The sequence below is a fragment of the Geomonas oryzae genome (assembly GCF_004117875.1).
Taxonomy (GTDB): Bacteria; Desulfobacterota; Desulfuromonadia; order Geobacterales; family Geobacteraceae; genus Geomonas; species Geomonas oryzae.
Window position 1 is genome coordinate 396118 of the sequence record NZ_RAHW01000002.1, and the last position, 18537, is coordinate 414654.

The window sequence follows — 18537 nt, forward strand, 5'->3', positions numbered from 1 at the left end:
GTAGAAACAAGGGGACAGGCACTCAATAGCTTGTCCCCTTTTCTGTTAGAGACTATGCCACACTGCCATTGCCCGGTTGCCAACCGAGTAAACGGCAGTAACATTTTCCACGCGGTCTGCAGGAAATAAACAAGCTGACAAGGGAGGATCAATGAAAGCCGCACTGCTCATCGTACTGTCTCTGATCGTATCGGCCCAGGTGTGGGGTTACGATGCGGACTCTCAGTGCGTAGTGTGTCACAGTGACAAGGCCGGGCTGAAGGCGATGGGCGCCGAGTCGATGTACCTAGACCCGGCGCAGGTGGATCTCGAGGTGAACATGCCGGGAGCGACCTGCGTGGACTGCCATCTGGGCGAGGGGAAGGAAAAGGACAAGGAAGCGGCGCATCGCGGCATGCTGCGTCCGTTCGTCGTCGGGGTGGGTCCCAGGGTGAAGGGTGAGGCGCTATCCCGGCAGACGGTAGGGGCGACCAAGGCCCTCGTGCCGCGCTCGTCCGACATGGAAGCGCTGATCCCGGAGGGGGACCCGGCGAAATTGGCGGCTGCGGGGGCCAAGGCGGCAACGGGGCTCCACTGGCAGGACCGCGATCCGAAGACCTTCGCCTTTTCCCCCGACATCGCGCGCAAGACCTGCGGCAGGTGCCATGAGCAGGAGGTGAAGGACTACGCAAACTCGGAGATGGGGTTGAACAAGCACCAGAGATCGTTCCGCAGTTGGTCCGAGAAACTCCCCGGTCCCCAGAACTGCGGCATGTGGTTCGGCCAGAACTACGACAACCTGAAAAAGCAGACTGCGGTCCCCTACTCCGAAGCGCAAAACGACGCGTCGAACCGCGCCTGCAACATGTGCCACGCCGGGTGCAACGACTGTCACTACAAGCCGCACGCAGGGACCGGCAGCCACCGCTTCGGCCGTCCCGACACGACCAGTTGCTACGGCGGCGGTCGCGGCACCATCTGTCACGCCGGTCCCATGGATAGAAGGCGCGGCGCCGGCTATTTCCGCGGCGACTACTCCTTCCCCCCCAACCTTCCGCAGGAGGTGCATTTCAAAGCCGGAATCACCTGCACCGATTGCCACAAGCCCACGAACCACAAGTTCGGCCACTTGGGTTCCGAGCAGGCACGCAGTTCCTGCAAAACGTGCCATGCCGAAATCGTCAAGGCGGTTGAAGCGTCCCCCCACGCGAAGGTCGACTGTGCGGCGTGTCACGTCACCGTGGTCGGCGCCTACCAGTACACCTTCTGGGGCCCGGGCGTCACCTTCGGAACGGAGACCCCTTACGGCAAGCACAAGGAGTATTACGGCACCCGTGACCTCCCCACCATCATCAGGAACGCAGACGGACGCTGGATCGGCGTCAAACCGTACCCGATGGCGGTGATGAATCAGACCATGGAACTCGGCCCCACCGGGCTATTGTTCCGCGAGATCCCGAAACGTCAGATACCGGGGAACACGGCCATCGGCGAGCCGGCCTCTTTCGAGGCGGTGCGCAGCGCGCGCGATGTCAACGACGCCTACATCGGGGTCGGTACGCGCGGCGGGCTCCCGTCAGGCAACAAGGCGATCCTTTGGGTGCAGATGGACAAGATGAGCCATGCCATTGGAAAAGCGCGTGGTTGCGGGACGTGTCATGATTCCGCGGTGCAGGTGGGGAAATCGGCCTGGAACTACTTCGAGAAGTCCGACGTGAAGAAGGCGTTCAAGGGAAGCTACACGGTGCTTGCCGACAAGGACGGGCTTAGGTTCACCGATCAGACCTGGGAGAAACCGGAACCGGCGGGGAGTCGTAAGCTGGAAGATTTCGCCCCGTTCGCCCTGCTCCCGGCGAACGCCTGGGACGTGAAGGGGATCGACTTCTCGCTTCCCTACGACAGGAAAAAGACGGAGGCCGCCCGCAAGGAACTAGATGATTTTCTTGCCCAGTTGGCAGATCGCAAGGGGGACGATAAAGCAAAGCTGAGGGGGGTGGCCTATCACAACCTGGAACTCGCTAAATCCATGCTGCGGCAACGCTAAGAGCTTCCCCCCTCCCAGCCTCCCCCCTCCGGGGGGAGGTGCGCCCCCCTAATGCTTTCGACCGAACAACTGAGAAGCCATAAAAGAAGGGCCCGCCTCTATCGAAGCGGGCCCTTTCTTTTCCGGGTCTCATCCGCCCCACGGCGGAGGCGGCTATCGATCCCCTAGTGCTTCATGAGCTGACGCAGCGTCTCGTTGGCCTCCTGGAGCTTCTTGTTCAGGATCTGCAGTTCGTCGCGGGTGTAGGTGGTGGCACCCTTCTCGTTGATGGCCGTCTGAAGTTTTCTGATCCTGTCCTGGATGCTGTCTACCTGGTTGTTGCAGTCCTTGATGAGAAGAGCGCAGTCCCGCTCGCAGTTGGCGTCACCGGCCTGATGCTGATGCATCATGTCGTGGGTCGTCGTGTTTTCCGCCCACACCGGAACCGCTGCCGAGAAAAGGGATACCGCCATCAGCACTGCCAGTTTGCGTTTCATAGTAAATCCTCCTGTTCTGAGTTGGTTTTATGTAGCGACATCCGCGCTACCTGCCTTGATATGAGCATCAGGCGTGCCAACCCGTAACAGGCTGATTTTACGCAGTCAAAACAATTGCGCCCAAAAAGAGTAGAGAATATCCGACAACACTCGCAGCATATTCCTCAGGAATCTAGGCGCCGCCGGCGGTACCGGCGATGGTAACCAGCGCGACCACGAACCTTCTTCCCGCCGCATCTTTAAGCACGTCCAGTTGGACCTCCCGGGCGTCCACGGAGACCTCCTTGCGCTTGATCCCCATGCGGTCGACCACCAAGGTCTCCCTGTCGACCCAGAGGTGCTCCTCGGCATGCCCAAGCACGTCGGCGACCACACCGAGATAGACCTCCAGCATCTTGTCGTCCTTACCTATTTCCAAAAGCCTCGCCTCGATTTCGGCAAGGTTTTTCTCCATCTCGGCTACATTCGGCTTCTCACCGGTAGTGGGATCGAAGCCCCACCCCTCGCGCTGCAATAGCGACAGCTTCGAGTTCAGCAGGGTGCGATGCTTTTCCAGCGCGCCGCGCCTCGTCTTGATCTCGGCGATCCTGCCGAGGGCGATACGCAGCAGGTGGTCGTAGGCGCGACGTTTGAGCTGGTACCGGGTCTCATCCTCCTTCCCGCTCACGTCCATGAGGCGGTGCGCCTCGAAACTGACCGACACCTGCGGCACGTCCTTCAGGATGACATCTCCGGAAATCTCGGCGCCAAGCCCCACCCGCTCCCTCTTTTCCATGAGCAGCAGCGCGGTCGCGCCGTGGCGCATGCCGTGCCTTTCGCGCAGTTCGGCCAGGTTCGGCTCCCGTTCCAGGAATTTCCGCAGCTCGTTAATAGAGATGAAATAGGTGCGCAGGTAGGGATCGCGGTCGTAGACGGCAGGATCCAGCGCAAGCGGGGAAGCGGTACCGTCCACGAGGGCGACGACGTGCTCGATGGCGTGCAGCACCGCGGGGCGCAGTTTTTTGCGGTAACCTGAGACGGCCCTGATCCAGGGATCGGTGCCGTCGACGGCCCGCTCGATGGCTTTAACGACGAGGGAGTCGGGGATACCGCCCCCTTCTTTGCGGGGGCGGCGGAAGATGGACTGGAAAAACCTGAGCAACGCTTCCTCCTGCTTCTAGATCACTTTGCATCCTTTGTTTTGGTCTGCTCGATGTCGAAGTCGCGCTTCATGGTGTAGAGGGTCCTGATCAGCTCGTATTCGAAGGGAGAGCCGGTCTGGCGGTACCGAAACGGGGTGCGGTGCCTGCGGTCGACCGCATACACCCCGAAATAGGCCCAGGTGGCGTTGCTGTCGTTCAACCAGGCCAAAGGGCCGATGTAGTCGAAGGTTGCCAGGTCGGCTACAAACCCTGCGGTGTCACGGACGTTGGACGCGCCGAGGACCGGGAGCATGAGGTAGGACCCGCCGCCGGTCCCGTAGTGCCCGAGGGTGAGCCCGAAGTCATCGTTCTGGCGCTTGAGGCCGAAGCGGGTGGCGGGGTCCCAAAGCCCGGCAACCCCCACGGTCGAGTTGATCACGAAGCGGCTCACCGTGACCCCGGCGGCCTTCAATTTGAACTGGAACAGGTTGTTAGTCAAGTTAGTTATTTCGTTGAGGTTGTCGATGGCATCCGAGACGCGGTCCTCGAGGTAGTCGGGCATGATGATCTCGTAGCCGCGCACCACAGGGCGGTACAGGTACTCGTCGAAGTAGTAGTTGAAGCGGTAGCTCCCCCGGTTGAACCCCTCCACGGAATCCTTCACTTCGAGCATGTTGAGCTGCCCCGGTTTAGCGAAATCCTCGTAACGGCGCAGAGGCGGCTCCACGGGCCCGGTCGTCTCGGGAAGGGTGCTGCAGCCTGCAACCAAAATGAGTCCGGCCGCAACTACCAGAAGACGTGCGCGTCCACGTCCGCGTCGGCCGCGCAGGTTATTGGACACTTTGCAAGGGGCGTGCTTTTTCATGGTCACTCCTCCTTACCCTTGAGAAATCCGGTTATCGCCGAGACCACATCGGGCTGGAACATGTTCCCCATGTGGCCGCCGCTCGGGAAAATCCAGGCCCGGTCGCCGAACACCCGTTCCAGGTACTCTATGTCACCCGGTACGAGGATGATGTCGTCCTCGTTGTGCACCAGGCCGAACTTCGCGTTTCCCTTCAGGTACGGCTCCAGCGCCCGCAGGTTCTCACGCTGCAGGAGCGCCTCGCGCGTCAGCCCCGGTTCCTTCATCTGGTAGTGCGGCAAGAGCCATTCGTTGAAGTAATCGGCAAAACTGGTCTTGTAGGCGACGATGGCATAACGGGTGAGCGAGGTGGTCGAGGTGAGGCGCACGTTTTTCGGGACGATGTAGCCGCCGCCGTTCATGACGTCTGCGCTGAAGATCATGTCCGCCGCGTTCATGCGTGCAGTGAGGCCGATCAGCGCGGCCAAGTTGCTCTCGCTTGGCTGCATCCGCTTGTAGGTGCGGTACATGGATTCACCGCTGAGTCCTCCCGGTCCCCAGGACTCGGCCAACTGCATGGTCTGGCTGAAGACGCCCCTAAACCAGGCATCGAAGTTGTCCATACCACCCGGGACGTTGTCGACCAGGAGCTGGTCCAGGGCGGTGACCGAGTCGTAAAGGCAGACCGGCGGGTTGATGAGCAGCACGCGCTTGAAATCGAAGCGGTGTTCGCGCTCGTCGATCCTGGCTATGAATGCGGCATCGAAACCGCCTAGACTGTAACCGGCGAGCATGAAGGAGGACACCCGGACATCCCCGCGCACCTTCTGCCAGGCAAGCTCCATGACCCGGTAAAGGTCCTTCGCATCGTCGCTTGCGATGCCGGGGAGCCCGCCTGCCGCGTTCACCACGAAATCCATGTGGGTCGGGGAAGTGATCGAGATGACGTGGAATCCCGCCTTGTAGAGGACCTTCTGCAGTTTGAGCATGCGCGGCACGTCGAAGCGCGACCCCGATCCGGCGATCAGGAAGACAAGGGGGGCTTCGCGATCCTGGTAGGCGAGGGAGCAGGTGAGGCCGTTCTCGTACCAGAACACCTCGGGGATGTGCCTCTTCGGAAAGGGATGCACCACGAATTCGCGCACCGGGATCTCGCTTGGAAGGCGGACCTCGAACTCGCGGGGAAGCTCCATCACCGTCGCCTCGTACGGGTTCACGAAGGGATAGAAATAGGTCGGCGGGACGGGAGCCGCCGCGAAAGCGGCAGCGGGAAGAATCATGAGTAGCGCAAGGACCAGAAGACTTTTCATGATGAACCTCCGCTAGCGGCCTTAAGGGATGAGGCCGGACTCTCTGAAGTAACGCGCGGTGCCGGGGTGCAGCGGGATCACCGCCACCCTGGCCGCCTGCTCGGGGGTTAGCTGCTGCAGGATCGGGTGCTGGCGTCTGAACAGCTCGAAATTCCCCATGATCTCGCGTACCACGGCGTACACCTTTTCATCGGGTACATCGCTGCGGGTGAAGAACACAGTGCGGATACCGAGGCTTCTGACCTCTCCCACCAACTCCACCGCAGGGTAGTACCGCGTCGGGATGACCACCGGTGCGAGAAGTGGGTTGCTCCCCGCCACCTGCCCGATCAGTGCGTCGCTTAAGGGTACCAGGCGGACCTTCCTCGTCCCCGCGCTCGCCTCTAGTACGGTCAGGTTGGGATGGCCGACGATGCAGAGGTAGGCGTCGATCTCCCCTTTTTGCAAACGCTCGGGGGCGAGAGCCGTGGACTTCTCGGTGATGATCACCTCCCCCGGGTTGAGCCCCGACATCTGCAGAAACGCACCTGCGAAAGTGTTGTCGATGGAGCCGGGTGCGCCTATGCCGAGCCGCTTCCCCTTCAGGTCGGAAACGCTTCTTATACCGCTGTCAACCGCGGCGACGATGGTGACCGTCGCAGGATAGAGTCCCAGCACGGCACGCAGGTTTCCCCTTGATTTACCTTCCCATGGGCGCACCCCGGCAGCGGCACGCTTCAATAGTTCGGTCTCCGCGATGCCGAAGTCGGCCTTCCCCTCGGCTACGGCATCTACGTCGGCGACGGAACCGGCCGAAGCGGTGTTGGCCAGTCTGAAGCCGTACACCCTCGCCTTTTTGTCGAATACCTTTGCGACCGCGCTGGCGGCAGCGTAGTAGGAACTGGTGGTGGTACCTGAAGAGATGGTCAGGGACTGAAGCGGTGCGGCAAGAAGCCTTGCGGGTGAGAGCAGGAAAAACATTGCGGCAACTGCGAGGAGCGCCAGATTGGGCGCAGGCGGCCGGCGGAAATCCATGGGTCCCTCCTCCTTTGAGCCGGAAATCGGCAACAAGGCATAGTTATACCATCTTTTCGCTCCGCCACACGCGGACTCAGGCAGCTTGTGCGGTTAGGTACTTGCACTATCAAAATTGAACCGCTTCCAACTCTCCCCCTCCCTTGACGGGAGGGGGGCGGGAGGTGGGTGACGTTGCCATCAGCTCAAAATGGGGCGCCTCCCCCCACCCCCTAGCCCCCTCCCGCAAGGGGAGGGGGAATTTTTCGGCCATTGCGACATCCTAACCGGACAACGCTGGACTCAGGCCATGGTTCCGATCGTTTTGCGGAAACGGGAGAGCGATATGGCAAAGAGCACGCACCCGATGAGAAAGAGAGCGGCGAACTGGGGCCACACCACCTCGAAACCGGCGCCCCGGTAGAGGATCGCCTGGGCGAGCATGACGAAGTGCGTGTTCGGGGCGGCGAGCATGACGCCGCGCACCGGCGCAGGCATGCTCTCGCGGGGCGTCGTGCCTCCCGAGAGGATCTGCAGCGGCAGCAGCACCAGCATGGTCAGAAGGCCGAACTGCGGCATGCTGCGCGCCACGGTCCCCAGGAAGATGCCGAGCGAGGTGGTGGCGAAGAGGTGCAGCGCGGTCCCCGCGAGAAAGAGCGGCACCGATCCCTCTACCGGCACACCGAGCGCCCCCTCGACGACCAGGTATAGCGATGCGGTGGTGGCGCAAAGTACCACGAGGGCCATGGCCCACACCTTCGCCGTCATGATCTCGAAGGGGGTTACCGGCATGACCAGGAGGTGCTCGACGGTGCCGTGCTCGCGCTCGCGGATCAGCGCGGCGCCGGTCAGGATGATGGATAAAAGGGTTATGTTGTCGATGATCTTCATGACCGCACCGAACCAGGACTTGTTCAGCTCCGGGTTGAAGCGCGCCCTGAGCGCGAGATCCACCTGCTGTCCGGCGTCGGGGCGGTAGCGCCTCAGGAAGGTGCCGATCTCGTTGGAGACTATCGTCTGGATGTGGCTGTTGCCGGTGAAGGCCTGGCTCATCCTGGTGGCATCGATGTTCAGCTGGATCTCGGCCTGGCGCCCGGCGAGGAGGTCGCGCTGGAAATCGGGCGGGATGGCGAGTGCGAAGGTGTCGAGCCCCGCGTCCATCCGCGCGTCCATCTCCTCCCGGGTGATCAGCGACGGCGGGGAGAACTGCGGCGGATAGAAGGCGTCGACGATGCGGGTGGAGAGCTGGGAGCGGTCCTCGTCCACCACGGCGATGGGCGCCTTGTGGAGCGTTTCCGGCATCGCGGTCGCTGCCGCGTAGATGGCGAGCGAGAAGGCGTAGACGATCAACACCAGCATGACCGGATCGCGCAGCAGGCTGAAGAGCTCCTTCACACCGAGGTGTAAGACGTTCGCCATGCGCATGGTCAGGACTCCTGTTTTTTAAGGAGGGCGGTCCCGAGCAGGATGAGGAGCGGGACGGCAAGCGCCAGGGGGATGAAGAAGAGCTTCAGCTCTTCGAAACCGAGTCCCTTGCCGAAGGTACCGCGCGAGATCAGAAGGAAGTACGTGGTGGGATAGACCCTGCCGATCAGCGCCCCCACCCCCTCCAGCGAACGGACCGGCTCCAGCATGCCGCAGAACTCGACGGCCGGGAGGATGGTGAGCAGCGCGGTGCCGAAGAGCGCCGCGATCTGGCTTTTCATGAAAGTGGAGATGACCAGGCCAAGCCCGGTGGCGGTGCCGACGTAGAGGAGCCCCCCGAGAGAGAAGGCGGCGAAGCTCCCCTTCATCGGAACGCGGAAGATGAAGACCGCCTGGAGGGTTAAAAGCAGAAAGCTCGCCATGGACAGGAGCAGGTACGGCATCTGCTTTCCGAGCAGGAACTCGAGCCTCGTCACCGGGGTCACGTAGAGGTTCACGATGGAGCCGAGCTCCTTTTCGCGCACCACGGAAAGGGCGGTGACGATGGCCGGGATCATCATCAAAAGAAGCGGGATCACTGCGGGAACCATGGCCGGAAGACTCTTCACGTCGGGGTTGTAACGGTAGCGGGTCTCGATGCGCACCAGGGAAGCCGCGGGTGGCGAGGTGAGACGCTGCCGCGCCAGGGAGGCGAGCCAGTGCGCGTGCATCCCCTGGACGTAGCCGCTCACCGTCTCGGCGCGGGAGGGCATCGCTCCGTCGATCCAGGCCCCGACGCTGACCGGCCTGCCGTGCTGCAGGTCTTTAGCGAACCCGGGAGGAATCTCGATGGCGAGGGAGATCTCGCTTGCGCGCATGCGGCGGTCGAGTTCCCGGTAGTCGTGCAGCGGCGGGCGCTCGCTGAAGTAGCGCGAGCCGGAGAGGTTCAGCGCGTAGTCGCGGCTCAGGACGCTCTGGTCCCGGTCCAGGACCGCGAAGCTCAGGTCCTCCACGTCCATGGTGATGCCGTACCCCATGACGAACATGAGTATGACGCAGCCAAGAAGCGCCAGGCAGAGGCGGACCGGGTCGCGGATGAGTTCGAGGGACTCGCGGTGCGCGTAGCTTAGCAGGCGGCGCAGGCTGAAGTTCCCTGGGGGGGAGGCGCCGTGCTCTCCCTCATCCCCGATACCCGGGTCGCTCGCAGCACCGGGTGCGAAGGCGCCGTCCGCGGCGGCGGGCTCAACGGAAGCCTCTTCCAGGTAGGCGATGAAGGCATCCTCGAGGTTGGCGGCTCCCTTTTTTTCCACCAGGCGTGCCGGGGCGTCGCTCACGAGAACCCGCCCGGCATGCATCAGGGAGATCCTGTCGCAGCGCTCCGCTTCGTTCATGAAGTGCGTCGAGATGAAGATGGTGACCTGATCGAGACGGGCCAGATCCACCATGATCTGCCAGAAGGCGTCCCGTGCCACCGGGTCCACGCCCGAGGTCGGCTCGTCCAGGATCAGAAGCTCCGGGCCGTGGATCATGGCGACCGCCAGGGAGAGGCGCTGGCGCACCCCGAGCGGAAGCGACTCGGGAAGGGCGTCCATCACCTCGTCCAGCCCGAAACGCCGCGCCATCTCGGCGACGCGCGGCGGGATCGCCTTTTCCGGGAGGCGGAAGAGCCGCGCATGGAGCACGAGGTTCTGGCGCACGGAGAGTTCGGTGTAGAGCGAGAAAGACTGGGTCATGTATCCCACGCGGCGCCTGACGTCGAGGTCTCCGGGATCGACGGGTCGGCCGAAGAGGCTCGCCTCCCCTTCCGTCGCGGGAAGCAGCCCGGTGAGCATCTTCATCGTGGTGGTCTTGCCGCAGCCGTTGGAGCCGAGAAAACCGAAGATCTCCCCCTTGCCGATCTTGAAGCTGACCCGGTCCACCGCGGTGAAGTCGCCGAAACGCATGGTGAGCCCGGAGGCCTCGATGGCGGTTTCCGCGGCGGACTCTCCCTCCCTTTTGGGGATCCGCACCGGGCGGTACCCCGCGCGCTGCGACGGGGGGAGAAGCGCTATGAAGGCCTCCTCGAGCGACCGGCTCCCGGTCCCGGCGAGCAGTTCCGCCGGCGTCCCTGTAGCGAGGACGCGCCCCGCGTTCAGCGCCACCAGCCAGTCGAAGCGGGCCGCCTCCTCCATGTAGGCGGTGGCGACCAGCACGCTCATGCCGCGCCGGCGCTCGCGGATCCTTTCGATCAGTTCCCAGAACTGGCGCCGCGACAGCGGATCGACCCCGGTGGTCGGCTCGTCCAGGATGAGGAGGTCCGGGTCGTGGATCAGCGCGCAGCAAAGCCCCAGTTTCTGCTTCATCCCCCCGGAGAGCTTGCCGGCGGGGCGCCCCGCGAAGGGTTCCAGCCCGGTGGCGCTCAAAAGCTCGCCGATGCGGCGCTCGCGCTCGGTGCGGCCGTGGCCGAAGAGCCTCGCAAAGAAGTCGACGTTCTCGAACACGGAAAGGGTCGGGTAGAGGTTTCGGCCGAGCCCCTGCGGCATGTATGCGATGCGCGGACAGACGCTTCTTCTGTGCGCGGCATCCGCCATGCTTCCGCCCAGCACCTCCACCCTCCCCGTCTGCAGCCTGCGGGAGCCGGCGATGAGCGAGAAGAGGGTCGATTTGCCTACCCCGTCAGGGCCGATGGTCCCAACCATGCGCCCGGCAGGAACGGCAAGGGTGACCGAGTCGAGCGCAATGGTCTTTCCGTAGCGCAGGGTGACGCCATCGACGCTGACGGCGTCCGACCCTTGCGGTTCTTTTGGAGGCGCGGAGCGGTTCACCTGACAACCTTGCCAAGGCGCTCGGGCCAGGGGCGTTTTTCGTCGAGCCTTAGGTAGGCGACTCCCGGGAGACCGGTCTTGACCTGGGTGATGTGTCTTTTGAGCAGGTCGACCGGAAGCTGGGCTCTCACCCTGAACATGAGCTTCTCCCGCTCGCTTGCGGTCTCCACCGTCTTCGGGGTGAACTGGGCCACGTCGGCGATGAAGGAGACCCGTGCCGGGATCACGTACTGCGGCGCCGCGTCGAGCACGAGGCGTACCTCGGTACCGAGCGCCACCCTCCCGGCCGCCGCGGTGGGGAGAAAGAAGGTCATGTAGACGTCGCTTAAGTCGACGAGGCTCAGCACGCGCCCCCCCGCAGCCACCACTTCGCCCGGCTGGGCCACCCGGTACTGCACCCGCCCGTCGCGCGGCGACTTGAGTGCCGCGTCCTTCAGGTCCGCCTCGATGCGCTGCAGCGTGGCAAGCGCCGCCGCCACGTTGGAACGCTCCCCGAGCATCTTCTGCCTGGCGGTGGCCACTGCCGCCTCGGCCGCCGCCACCTGGGCGCGTGCCGCCGCGGTCGATGCCTTCGCGCTCTCCAGGCGGGCGAGGTCGTCGTCGGCCTCCTGCCTCGAGGTGGCCCCCTCGGCGGCGAGGGTGGAGGAACGCGATACCCTTTTCCCGGCGAGGGCGAGCTCCGCCTCCCGCTGCGCAACCATCGCCCGGGCCGCCGCCTTCTCGCTTTCTCGCTGCATCATCTCGCTTTTCGAGGTGAGCACCGCATTTTGCGCCTTGACCAACTGCGCACCGGCCTCCCGGTGCTGGGCTTCGAGCACCTCGGTATCCATGACGGCAAGGGTCTGCCCTGAGCTGACGAAATCCCCCTCGCGCACGCTTATCTCGCGCACCCGGCCGGGACTCTTCGGTCCGACATCGATCTCCACCGCCTCGATGCGCCCGTTGCCGCTCACGATCCCCTCATCCCCGCTGCTGCGGCCGAAGCGCTGCCACAGGATCAGGGCGAAGAGCACCAGTAGAACGCCCGACGCAACGATGAACCTTCCCCTCCCCCACCCTCTCATGGCATGGCCTCCTTCCCGCCCGCAGCACCAGCCGCACCGGGTCTCCCCTCGACGTCCCCCTCACCCCCTCCCCCCAGGGCGGCGTAGAGGTCCACCCCGGCGGAAAGGATGGCGCGCCGCGTCTGCACCAGGGCCTGCTGGGCGGCGAATCGGTCCCTTTCCGCGTCGAGCACCTCCAGGTAGGGAGCCGCCCCGGTGTCGTAGCGAAGGCGCGCAAGTCTCGTCCGCTCCGTCTGGGCCGCGAGGGTCGCCCGCTGCGCCTGTACCTGTTCGCCCAGCCAGCGCCGCTGCGCCAGCGCGTCGGACACCTCGCGAAAGGCGCGCTGCACCACGCGCTCGTATTGGGCGACCGCTTCACCCTCGCGCGCCCGGGCGAGCTCCAGGTTGGCGACGTTGCGCCCCCCCTGGAAGATAGGGACGGAGACGGCAGGGGCGAAGCTCCAGGCGCCGCTTCCCGAGGCGAAGAGCCCGCTTAACGCGCTGCTTGCGGTGCCGAAGTTGCCGGTGAGAGCGATGGTCGGGAAGAAGGCGGCGCGCGCGGCACCTATGGCCGCGTTGGCCGATTTGAGCTCGTGCTCGGCAGCGATGACGTCGGGGCGGTAAAGGAGGAGTTCGGAGGGAAGCCCTGGGGGGATTTCCGCGAGGAACCTCTCCTCCACGGCGGCAAGGGGAAGCGGATCGAGGTGTACCTCCGCTCCGATCAGCAGCCCCAGCGCGTTCAGGTTTAGATCACGCAGGCGCTTGATGGCGCTCAGTTCGGCCCGCGCCTGGTTCAAGAGGGTCTCGGCCTGCACCGCGTCGAGCTTGGAGGCGGAGCCGACCTCGTAGCGGCGCCGTGCGATGCGCCACGATTCCTCGCGGCTCGCGATGGTGGCCTCGGCGAGGGATACCCTTTCCGCCAGCTCGCGCTCCTGCAGGTAGCTCTGGGCGACCTGGCCGGTCAGGCTCACCTGCATGGCGCGGCGGGCCTCTTCCGTGGCGAGGTAATTCTCGAGGGCACCCTCCTTGAGGCTCCTCAAGCGCCCCCAGAAGTCGAGCTCCCAGGCGGTGAGGAAGAGACCGGCACTGAAAACGTCGGTTATCATCGCTCCCCCAGTCACCGAGAGGTCGGCGGGGGTACGCGAACGCTCATACCCCGCGCCCGCGCTGATCGCGGGGAGCAGGTCCGCGCGGCGGATGCCGTAAAGGGCGCGCGCCTCCTCGACCTTGGCGCGCGCGACGCGGAGGTCCCGGTTGTTGACGTGGGCAAGGAAAAGAAGGCGTTTAAGCTCGGGATCGGTGAAGAAGACGCTCCATGAGACGGGGGCGCCGGCGGCCGTACCGCGATCCGATACGCCGGGGTACTGCGGCGGGACAGGAAGCGCGGGGCGCTGGTAGGCGGGCTTTAGGGAACAGCCGGCAAGGACGGCAGCGGTAACGATAGCGGCCAGTGCGAAAAAGATACGGCGGGGGCGCATCGAGGTATTCGAAGCGTGCGGCGTGCGGGGGAGGCGGACGAGCGGCTGCGGGAGCCGCAGAGGAGGTTCAGGCTCCCGTTGGTCGCCCTCTTCTTTCTGTGCCATGAATGTGCTCCTCTGTCACAAGGAATTCTTCACAAGCTACAGCAAGCACCATGGAGCGGGAAAGTCTCTCATAGCCGCAAGAGGGCGCTTAGTTAAAACTATAAACCCAATCTAGTGTTTGAAAAGAAAATGAACCAGATTGATCGGCCAGTCGGGATGAGGCTCCGGTGCCAGGGTGTAATAAGCAACGAACAATGCCACGACGGCGATGATGCAGTAAATGGTGATGCGTAATCTGGACAACTGCGCTCCTTTCCGCAACGGGGGATTCGACACGGTTCGCCCCCCCGCGCGTTACCGCCCCCCCGGGCCGTGACGGCCCGGGGAAACGATGCTGCCTTACTTGCTCCCTCCGCCCAGCACCTTGTAGAGGGTGACCATGTTGTTGAGCCTTGCCAGCCGCGTGGTGATGAGCCCCTGCTGGGCCGCGTAGAGCGAGCGCTGCGCGTCCAGAACGTTCAGGTAGCTGTCCACCCCGGTCTGGTAGCGCGCCTGGGACAGGCGGTAGGTCTCGGAGGTGGCGCCGGTCAGGGACTGCTGTGCCGCCACCTGCTCGTCTATGGTGCCGCGCTGGGCGAGGGCGTCGGCCACTTCGCGGAAGGCGGACTGGATCGCCTTCTCGTACTGGGCTACCGCTATGTCGCGGTCCACCTTTGCCACCTCGAGGTTCGCCTTGTTGCGTCCCCCCTCGAAGATCGGCACCGAGATCCTCGGCGCGAAGTTCCAGGCGAGGTTCCCTCCCTTGAAGAGGCCGGTCAGCTGGTCGCTGCCAAAGCCCACGCTCGTGGTCAGGGTGATGCGCGGGAAGAAGGCGGCGCGCGCGGCACCTATGTTGGCGTTCGCCCCCTTCAGGTTGTATTCCGCCTGCAGGATGTCGGGACGGGAGAGAAGGACGTCGGAGGGAAGTCCCGGTGCGGCGTCCTTCACGGCGGTGAGGTTCTCGGTGAGCGACTTCGGCAAGAGATCCTGCGGCACGTCGGAACCTACCACCAGGGTAAGCGCGTTCAGGTCCTGCGCCACCTGGGTGGTGTAACGGGCGATGTCGACGCGGGCCGAGTCGACGCTCGTCTGGGCCTGCTGCAGGTCGAGCGCCGAGGCGACCCCCGCCTCGAAACGGCTCTTGGAGAGCCGGTAGGATTCCTGCTGGTTCGCCAGGGTCTCCTTGGCGAGTTGCACCCTCTCCAGGTCGGAGCCGAGCGTCAGGTAGGCGGTCGCCACCTGGGAGACCAGGGCGATCTGGACGCTGCGGCGGGCCTGTTCGGTGGCGAGGTACTGCTCCAGCGCCTGGTCCTTCAGGCTTCTCACCCTTCCGAAGAGGTCGAGCTCGTAGGAGCTGATGCCGACGCCGACGTCGTAGGAGTGGCTGACCCCTCCCCTGCCGCCTTGGGAGAGGTCGTCGGCGGTGCGTTTCACCGCGAGGCCGCCGTCCCCGGTGACGCTCGGGAAGAGGTCGGCGCGCTGGATCTGGTAGAGGGCGCGGAAGCGGTCCATGTTGAGGACCGCCACCCTCAGGTCGCGGTTGTTGTCCAGGGAAAGCGCGATCAGCTTCTGCAGTTGCGGCTCGACGAAGAACTCCTGCCAGGGGATCTCGGCAAGCGGCTTTTGCTGCGCCGCGGGCTGCGTCGCCTGGTAAGAGGGGCCTGCAGGCCAGGCGGCGGGAACCGGTGCCGCGGGCTGGCTGTATTTGGGAGCCATGGAGGCGCACCCTGCCAGGAACAGGAACAGGGTGGCGGCCAGGGGTTTAAAGGTCATGCGTGTCATGTCTATTGCACCTCCGAGACGGGTGCGGCAGCGGCCTTGGCCGTTGCGTGCTTTTTGGAGAACGTCTTCGTCACCATGACGAAGAAGAACGGGATGAAGATAAGGTCGATGAAGGTCGCCGACAAAAGGCCGCCGGTGACCGCGGTGCCGATGGCGTTCTGGGCGCCTGCCCCCGCCCCCTTGGTGAGCGCGAGCGGCAGGGTGCCGAAGAAGAAGGCTAGCGAGGTCATGATGACCGGCCTCAGCCTGATCTTCACCGCGGTGAGCGTCGCCTCGACCAGCTCGTGCCCCTGGTGCAACTGATCCTTGATGAACTGGATGATCAGGATCGCGTTCTTCGTGGAGAGGCCGACCGTGGTCAGAAGGCCGATCTGCAGGTAGATGTCGTTCGGGAGCACCCTGAGGGTGACCGCGGTGACCGCGCCGACCAGGCCCAGCGGAAGCATGAGCAGGTTGACGAACGGGATGCTCCAGCTCTCGTAGAGTGCGGCGACGGCCAGGAAGACGACGAGAAGCGAGATGGCGTAAAGGGCCGGGGCCTGCTTGCCGGCGTTCTTCTCCTCGTAGGAGAGACCGGTCCACTCGTAGCTGATCCCCTGCGGGAGCTTGGCGGCCATGGCCTCCATCTCGGCCATCGCCTCGCCGGTCGAGATCCCCTTGGCGGCGTTGCCCATGATCTCGACGCTCGGGATGCCGTTGTAGCGTTCGAGGCGCGGCGAGGCGTGCTGCCATTTCGCCGTCGCGAAGGCAGAGAAGGGAACCATCTCACCCTTGTCGTTTTTCACGTACCACTTGTTGATGTCCTCGGGGACCATGCGGTACGCCGCGTCCGACTGCAGGTACACCTTCTTGACCCTGCCGTTTTGCAGGAAGTCGTTCACGTAGGAGGAGCCCCACGCGGTGGCCAGCGTGTTGTTGATGTCGGCAAGCGAGACGCCGAGCGCACCGGCGCGCACGTCGTCTATGTTCAGCTTGAACTGCGGGGTGTCGTCCTGGCCGTTCGGACGCACCGCCATGAGTTTCTTGTTCTGGCTCGCCATTCCGAGGAGCTGGTTCCTCGCGTCCATGAGCGCCTGGTGGCCGAGGCCGCCCCTGTCCTGCAGCTGGAAGTCGAAGCCGTTCGCCTGACCGAGCTCGACCACGGCGGGGGGGGAGAAGGCGAAGGCCATGCCGTCACGGAACTGGGAGAAGGCGCCCATGGCGCGCCCGGCAACGGCCGGAGCTTTGAGGTCCGGGGTGGGACGCAGCTTCCAGTCCTTGAGCTTCACGAAGGCAAGACCCATGTTCTGGCCGCGGCCGGCGAAGCTGAAGCCCGCGACGGTGATGAGCGAGTCGACCGTTTTCTTTTCGTTCTCGAGGAAGTGCTTCTCCACCTTCTCGAGCACCTTGATGGTGCGCTCCTGGGTGGCGCCTGCGGGGAGCTGGATCTGGCAGATGATGAAGCCCTGGTCCTCGTCCGGGAGAAACGCCGTAGGAAGACGCAGGAAGAAGAACGCCATGGCGGCCACGAGGCAACCGTAGAAGACGAAGTAGCGCAAGGGCTTCCTGAAGGAGTTCCCGACGATGGACTCGTACTTGTGGCGCCCCTTGTCGAACATCTTGTTGAACCAGCGGAAAAAGCCGCAGTACCATCCCGACTCGCAGGGCTCATGCCCCTTGGTGACCGGCTTCAAAAGCGTCGCGCAGAGCGCCGGGGTGAGGATCTGTGCCGTCATTACCGACAGGATCATCGCCGAGACGATGGTGATGGAGAACTGGCGGTAGATGACCCCGGTGGAGCCCCCGAAGAATGCCATCGGGATGAAGACCGCGGAAAGCACCGTCGCGATGCCCCAAAGGGCCGAGGTGATCTGCCCCATGGACTTGACCGTTGCATCATGCGGCGATAGCCCCTCCTCGGTCATGATCCTCTCGACGTTCTCGACCACGACGATGGCGTCGTCGACCAGAAGGCCGATGACGATGACCAGGGCGAACATGGTCAGGGTGTTGATCGAGAAGCCGGCCGCGAAGAGGACGCCCAGGGTACCGAGGAGAACGACCGGCACCGCGATGGTCGGGATCAGGGTTGCGCGGATGTTCTGCAGGAACAGGAACATGATGATGAAGACGAGGAAGACCGCCTCCATCAGGGTCTTCACCACCTCCTCCATGGAGATCTTAACGAAGGGGGTGGTGTCGTACGGGTAGACGACCTTGGCACCGGCGGGGAAGAACTTCTCCAGCTCGGCCATCTTGCTTTTCACGCGGTCCGCGGTGTCGAGCGCGTTGGCGCCCGCGGCAAGCCTCAAGGCCATCGCGGCCACCGGCTTCCCTTTGTAGCGGGCGATCATGTCGTAGTTCTCGGTGCCGACGTCGATCTTCGCCACGTCCCGGAGCTTCACGGTGGAGCCGTCGGGGTTGGTGCGCAGCACGATCTCCTCGAACTGCTCCTGGTTCTGCAGAAGCGTCCGCGCCGTGATGGTGGCGTTCAACTGCTGCCCCTGTGCTGCGGGCATGCCGCCGAACTGGCCCGCGGATACCTGCGCATTCTGGGCCTGGAGGGCGTTGGAGACGTCGTTCGGGGTCAGCTTGTAGTTGTTCAGCTTGTCGGGGTTCATCCAGACGCGCATGGCGTTCTGGGAACCGAAGACGGTCACCTCCCCTACCCCCTCCACGCGGCTCACGAGGTCCTGAACGTTGGACACCATGTAGTCGGTGAGCTGGTAGCGGTTCAACGAGCCATCCTCGGAAACCATGCCGACGATGATCAGGAAGTTACGGGTGGACTTGACCACCTGGATCCCCTGCTTCTGCACCACCTGCGGCAGAAGCGGCGTGGCGAGCTGCAGCTTGTTCTGCACCTGTACCTGGGCGATGTTCGGGTCGGTCCCGGCCCTGAAGGTCAGGTTGATGGAGACCGCACCGGCCGAGTCGCTGGTGGAGGACATGTAGAGCAGGTTGTCGATGCCGTTCATCTTCTGCTCGATCACCTGGGTCACGGTGTCCTGCACCGTCTGGGCGGAGGCGCCCGGGTACATGGCGTTGATCGAGATCTGCGGCGGCGCGATGGGCGGGTACTGCGAGACCGGCAGCGACTTCATGGCCAGAAGGCCGGCCAGCATGACGGCTATGGCGATGACCCAGGCGAAGATGGGTCTGTTTATGAAAAACCTGGACATGGATAAAGCTCCTT

The 18537-nt window shown here is 64.0% G+C and carries 12 protein-coding genes; 1 reads left to right on the forward strand and 11 read right to left on the reverse strand.

Annotated elements, in window-relative coordinates; genetic code table 11:
* The first annotated feature begins 151 nt into the window (after positions 1-151).
* Positions 152-2023 (forward strand): cytochrome c3 family protein, encoded by a 1872-nt coding sequence (locus D6Z24_RS06480; RefSeq protein ID WP_129125751.1) that lies wholly within the window; start codon positions 152-154, stop codon positions 2021-2023.
* Between the two features lie 164 nt (positions 2024-2187).
* Here D6Z24_RS06480 and D6Z24_RS06485 read toward each other — a convergent pair whose 3' ends face one another.
* The 11 genes from D6Z24_RS06485 to D6Z24_RS06535 form a co-directional block, all read right to left on the reverse strand.
* A complete protein-coding gene (locus tag D6Z24_RS06485) occupies positions 2188-2499 on the reverse strand; it encodes a hypothetical protein (protein WP_129125752.1) in 312 nt (103 codons plus the stop codon).
* 172 nt (positions 2500-2671) lie between these two features.
* Entirely contained in the window at positions 2672-3640 is a 969-nt protein-coding gene (locus tag D6Z24_RS06490) for a hypothetical protein (protein WP_129125753.1), read from the reverse strand.
* A 20-nt stretch (positions 3641-3660) separates the two neighbouring features.
* The gene (locus D6Z24_RS06495) at positions 3661-4485 is read right to left on the reverse strand and encodes an MlaA family lipoprotein (RefSeq protein WP_129125754.1); all 825 of its coding nucleotides are present in this window, start codon (positions 4483-4485) and stop codon (positions 3661-3663) included.
* Between the two features lie 2 nt (positions 4486-4487).
* A complete protein-coding gene (locus tag D6Z24_RS06500) occupies positions 4488-5774 on the reverse strand; it encodes an alpha/beta hydrolase (RefSeq protein WP_129125755.1) in 1287 nt (428 codons plus the stop codon).
* A gap of 21 nt (positions 5775-5795) precedes the next feature.
* Positions 5796-6788, reverse strand: coding sequence for a TAXI family TRAP transporter solute-binding subunit (locus tag D6Z24_RS06505; protein ID WP_129125756.1), 993 nt, complete (start codon positions 6786-6788; stop codon positions 5796-5798).
* Positions 6789-7070: 282 nt separating this feature from the next.
* Positions 7071-8192, reverse strand: a complete 1122-nt coding sequence (locus D6Z24_RS06510) for an ABC transporter permease (RefSeq protein ID WP_129125757.1) — start codon at positions 8190-8192, stop codon at positions 7071-7073.
* A gap of 2 nt (positions 8193-8194) precedes the next feature.
* Complete coding sequence (gene rbbA, locus D6Z24_RS06515; protein ID WP_129125758.1) at positions 8195-10975, reverse strand: ribosome-associated ATPase/putative transporter RbbA; 2781 nt, start codon at positions 10973-10975, stop codon at positions 8195-8197.
* The gene (locus D6Z24_RS06520; protein ID WP_129125759.1) at positions 10972-12039 is read right to left on the reverse strand and encodes an HlyD family secretion protein; all 1068 of its coding nucleotides are present in this window, start codon (positions 12037-12039) and stop codon (positions 10972-10974) included. The genes rbbA and D6Z24_RS06520 overlap by 4 nt, the downstream gene beginning before the upstream one ends.
* Entirely contained in the window at positions 12036-13601 is a 1566-nt protein-coding gene (locus tag D6Z24_RS06525) for an efflux transporter outer membrane subunit (protein ID WP_198419513.1), read from the reverse strand. The genes D6Z24_RS06520 and D6Z24_RS06525 overlap by 4 nt, the downstream gene beginning before the upstream one ends.
* 339 nt (positions 13602-13940) lie before the next feature.
* Positions 13941-15362, reverse strand: coding sequence for an AdeC/AdeK/OprM family multidrug efflux complex outer membrane factor (gene adeC, locus D6Z24_RS06530; RefSeq protein WP_129125760.1), 1422 nt, complete (start codon positions 15360-15362; stop codon positions 13941-13943).
* Between the two features lie 2 nt (positions 15363-15364).
* Entirely contained in the window at positions 15365-18523 is a 3159-nt protein-coding gene (locus D6Z24_RS06535; RefSeq protein ID WP_129125761.1) for an efflux RND transporter permease subunit, read from the reverse strand.
* Positions 18524-18537 lie beyond the last annotated feature (14 nt).

What these genes read in the sequence shown, in the direction of transcription:
- D6Z24_RS06480 (WP_129125751.1), top strand. Translation starts at nt 152, where the DNA reads ATGAAAGCCGCACTGCTCATCGTACTGTCTCTGATCGTATCGGCCCAG.
- D6Z24_RS06485 (WP_129125752.1), bottom strand. Translation starts at nt 2,499, where the DNA reads ATGAAACGCAAACTGGCAGTGCTGATGGCGGTATCCCTTTTCTCGGCA.
- D6Z24_RS06495 (WP_129125754.1), bottom strand. Translation starts at nt 4,485, where the DNA reads ATGAAAAAGCACGCCCCTTGCAAAGTGTCCAATAACCTGCGCGGCCGA.
- D6Z24_RS06500 (WP_129125755.1), bottom strand. Translation starts at nt 5,774, where the DNA reads ATGAAAAGTCTTCTGGTCCTTGCGCTACTCATGATTCTTCCCGCTGCC.
- D6Z24_RS06505 (WP_129125756.1), bottom strand. Translation starts at nt 6,788, where the DNA reads ATGGATTTCCGCCGGCCGCCTGCGCCCAATCTGGCGCTCCTCGCAGTT.
- D6Z24_RS06510 (WP_129125757.1), bottom strand. Translation starts at nt 8,192, where the DNA reads ATGCGCATGGCGAACGTCTTACACCTCGGTGTGAAGGAGCTCTTCAGC.
- D6Z24_RS06520 (WP_129125759.1), bottom strand. Translation starts at nt 12,039, where the DNA reads ATGAGAGGGTGGGGGAGGGGAAGGTTCATCGTTGCGTCGGGCGTTCTA.
- D6Z24_RS06525 (WP_198419513.1), bottom strand. Translation starts at nt 13,601, where the DNA reads ATGGCACAGAAAGAAGAGGGCGACCAACGGGAGCCTGAACCTCCTCTG.
- adeC (WP_129125760.1), bottom strand. Translation starts at nt 15,362, where the DNA reads ATGACACGCATGACCTTTAAACCCCTGGCCGCCACCCTGTTCCTGTTC.
- D6Z24_RS06535 (WP_129125761.1), bottom strand. Translation starts at nt 18,523, where the DNA reads ATGTCCAGGTTTTTCATAAACAGACCCATCTTCGCCTGGGTCATCGCC.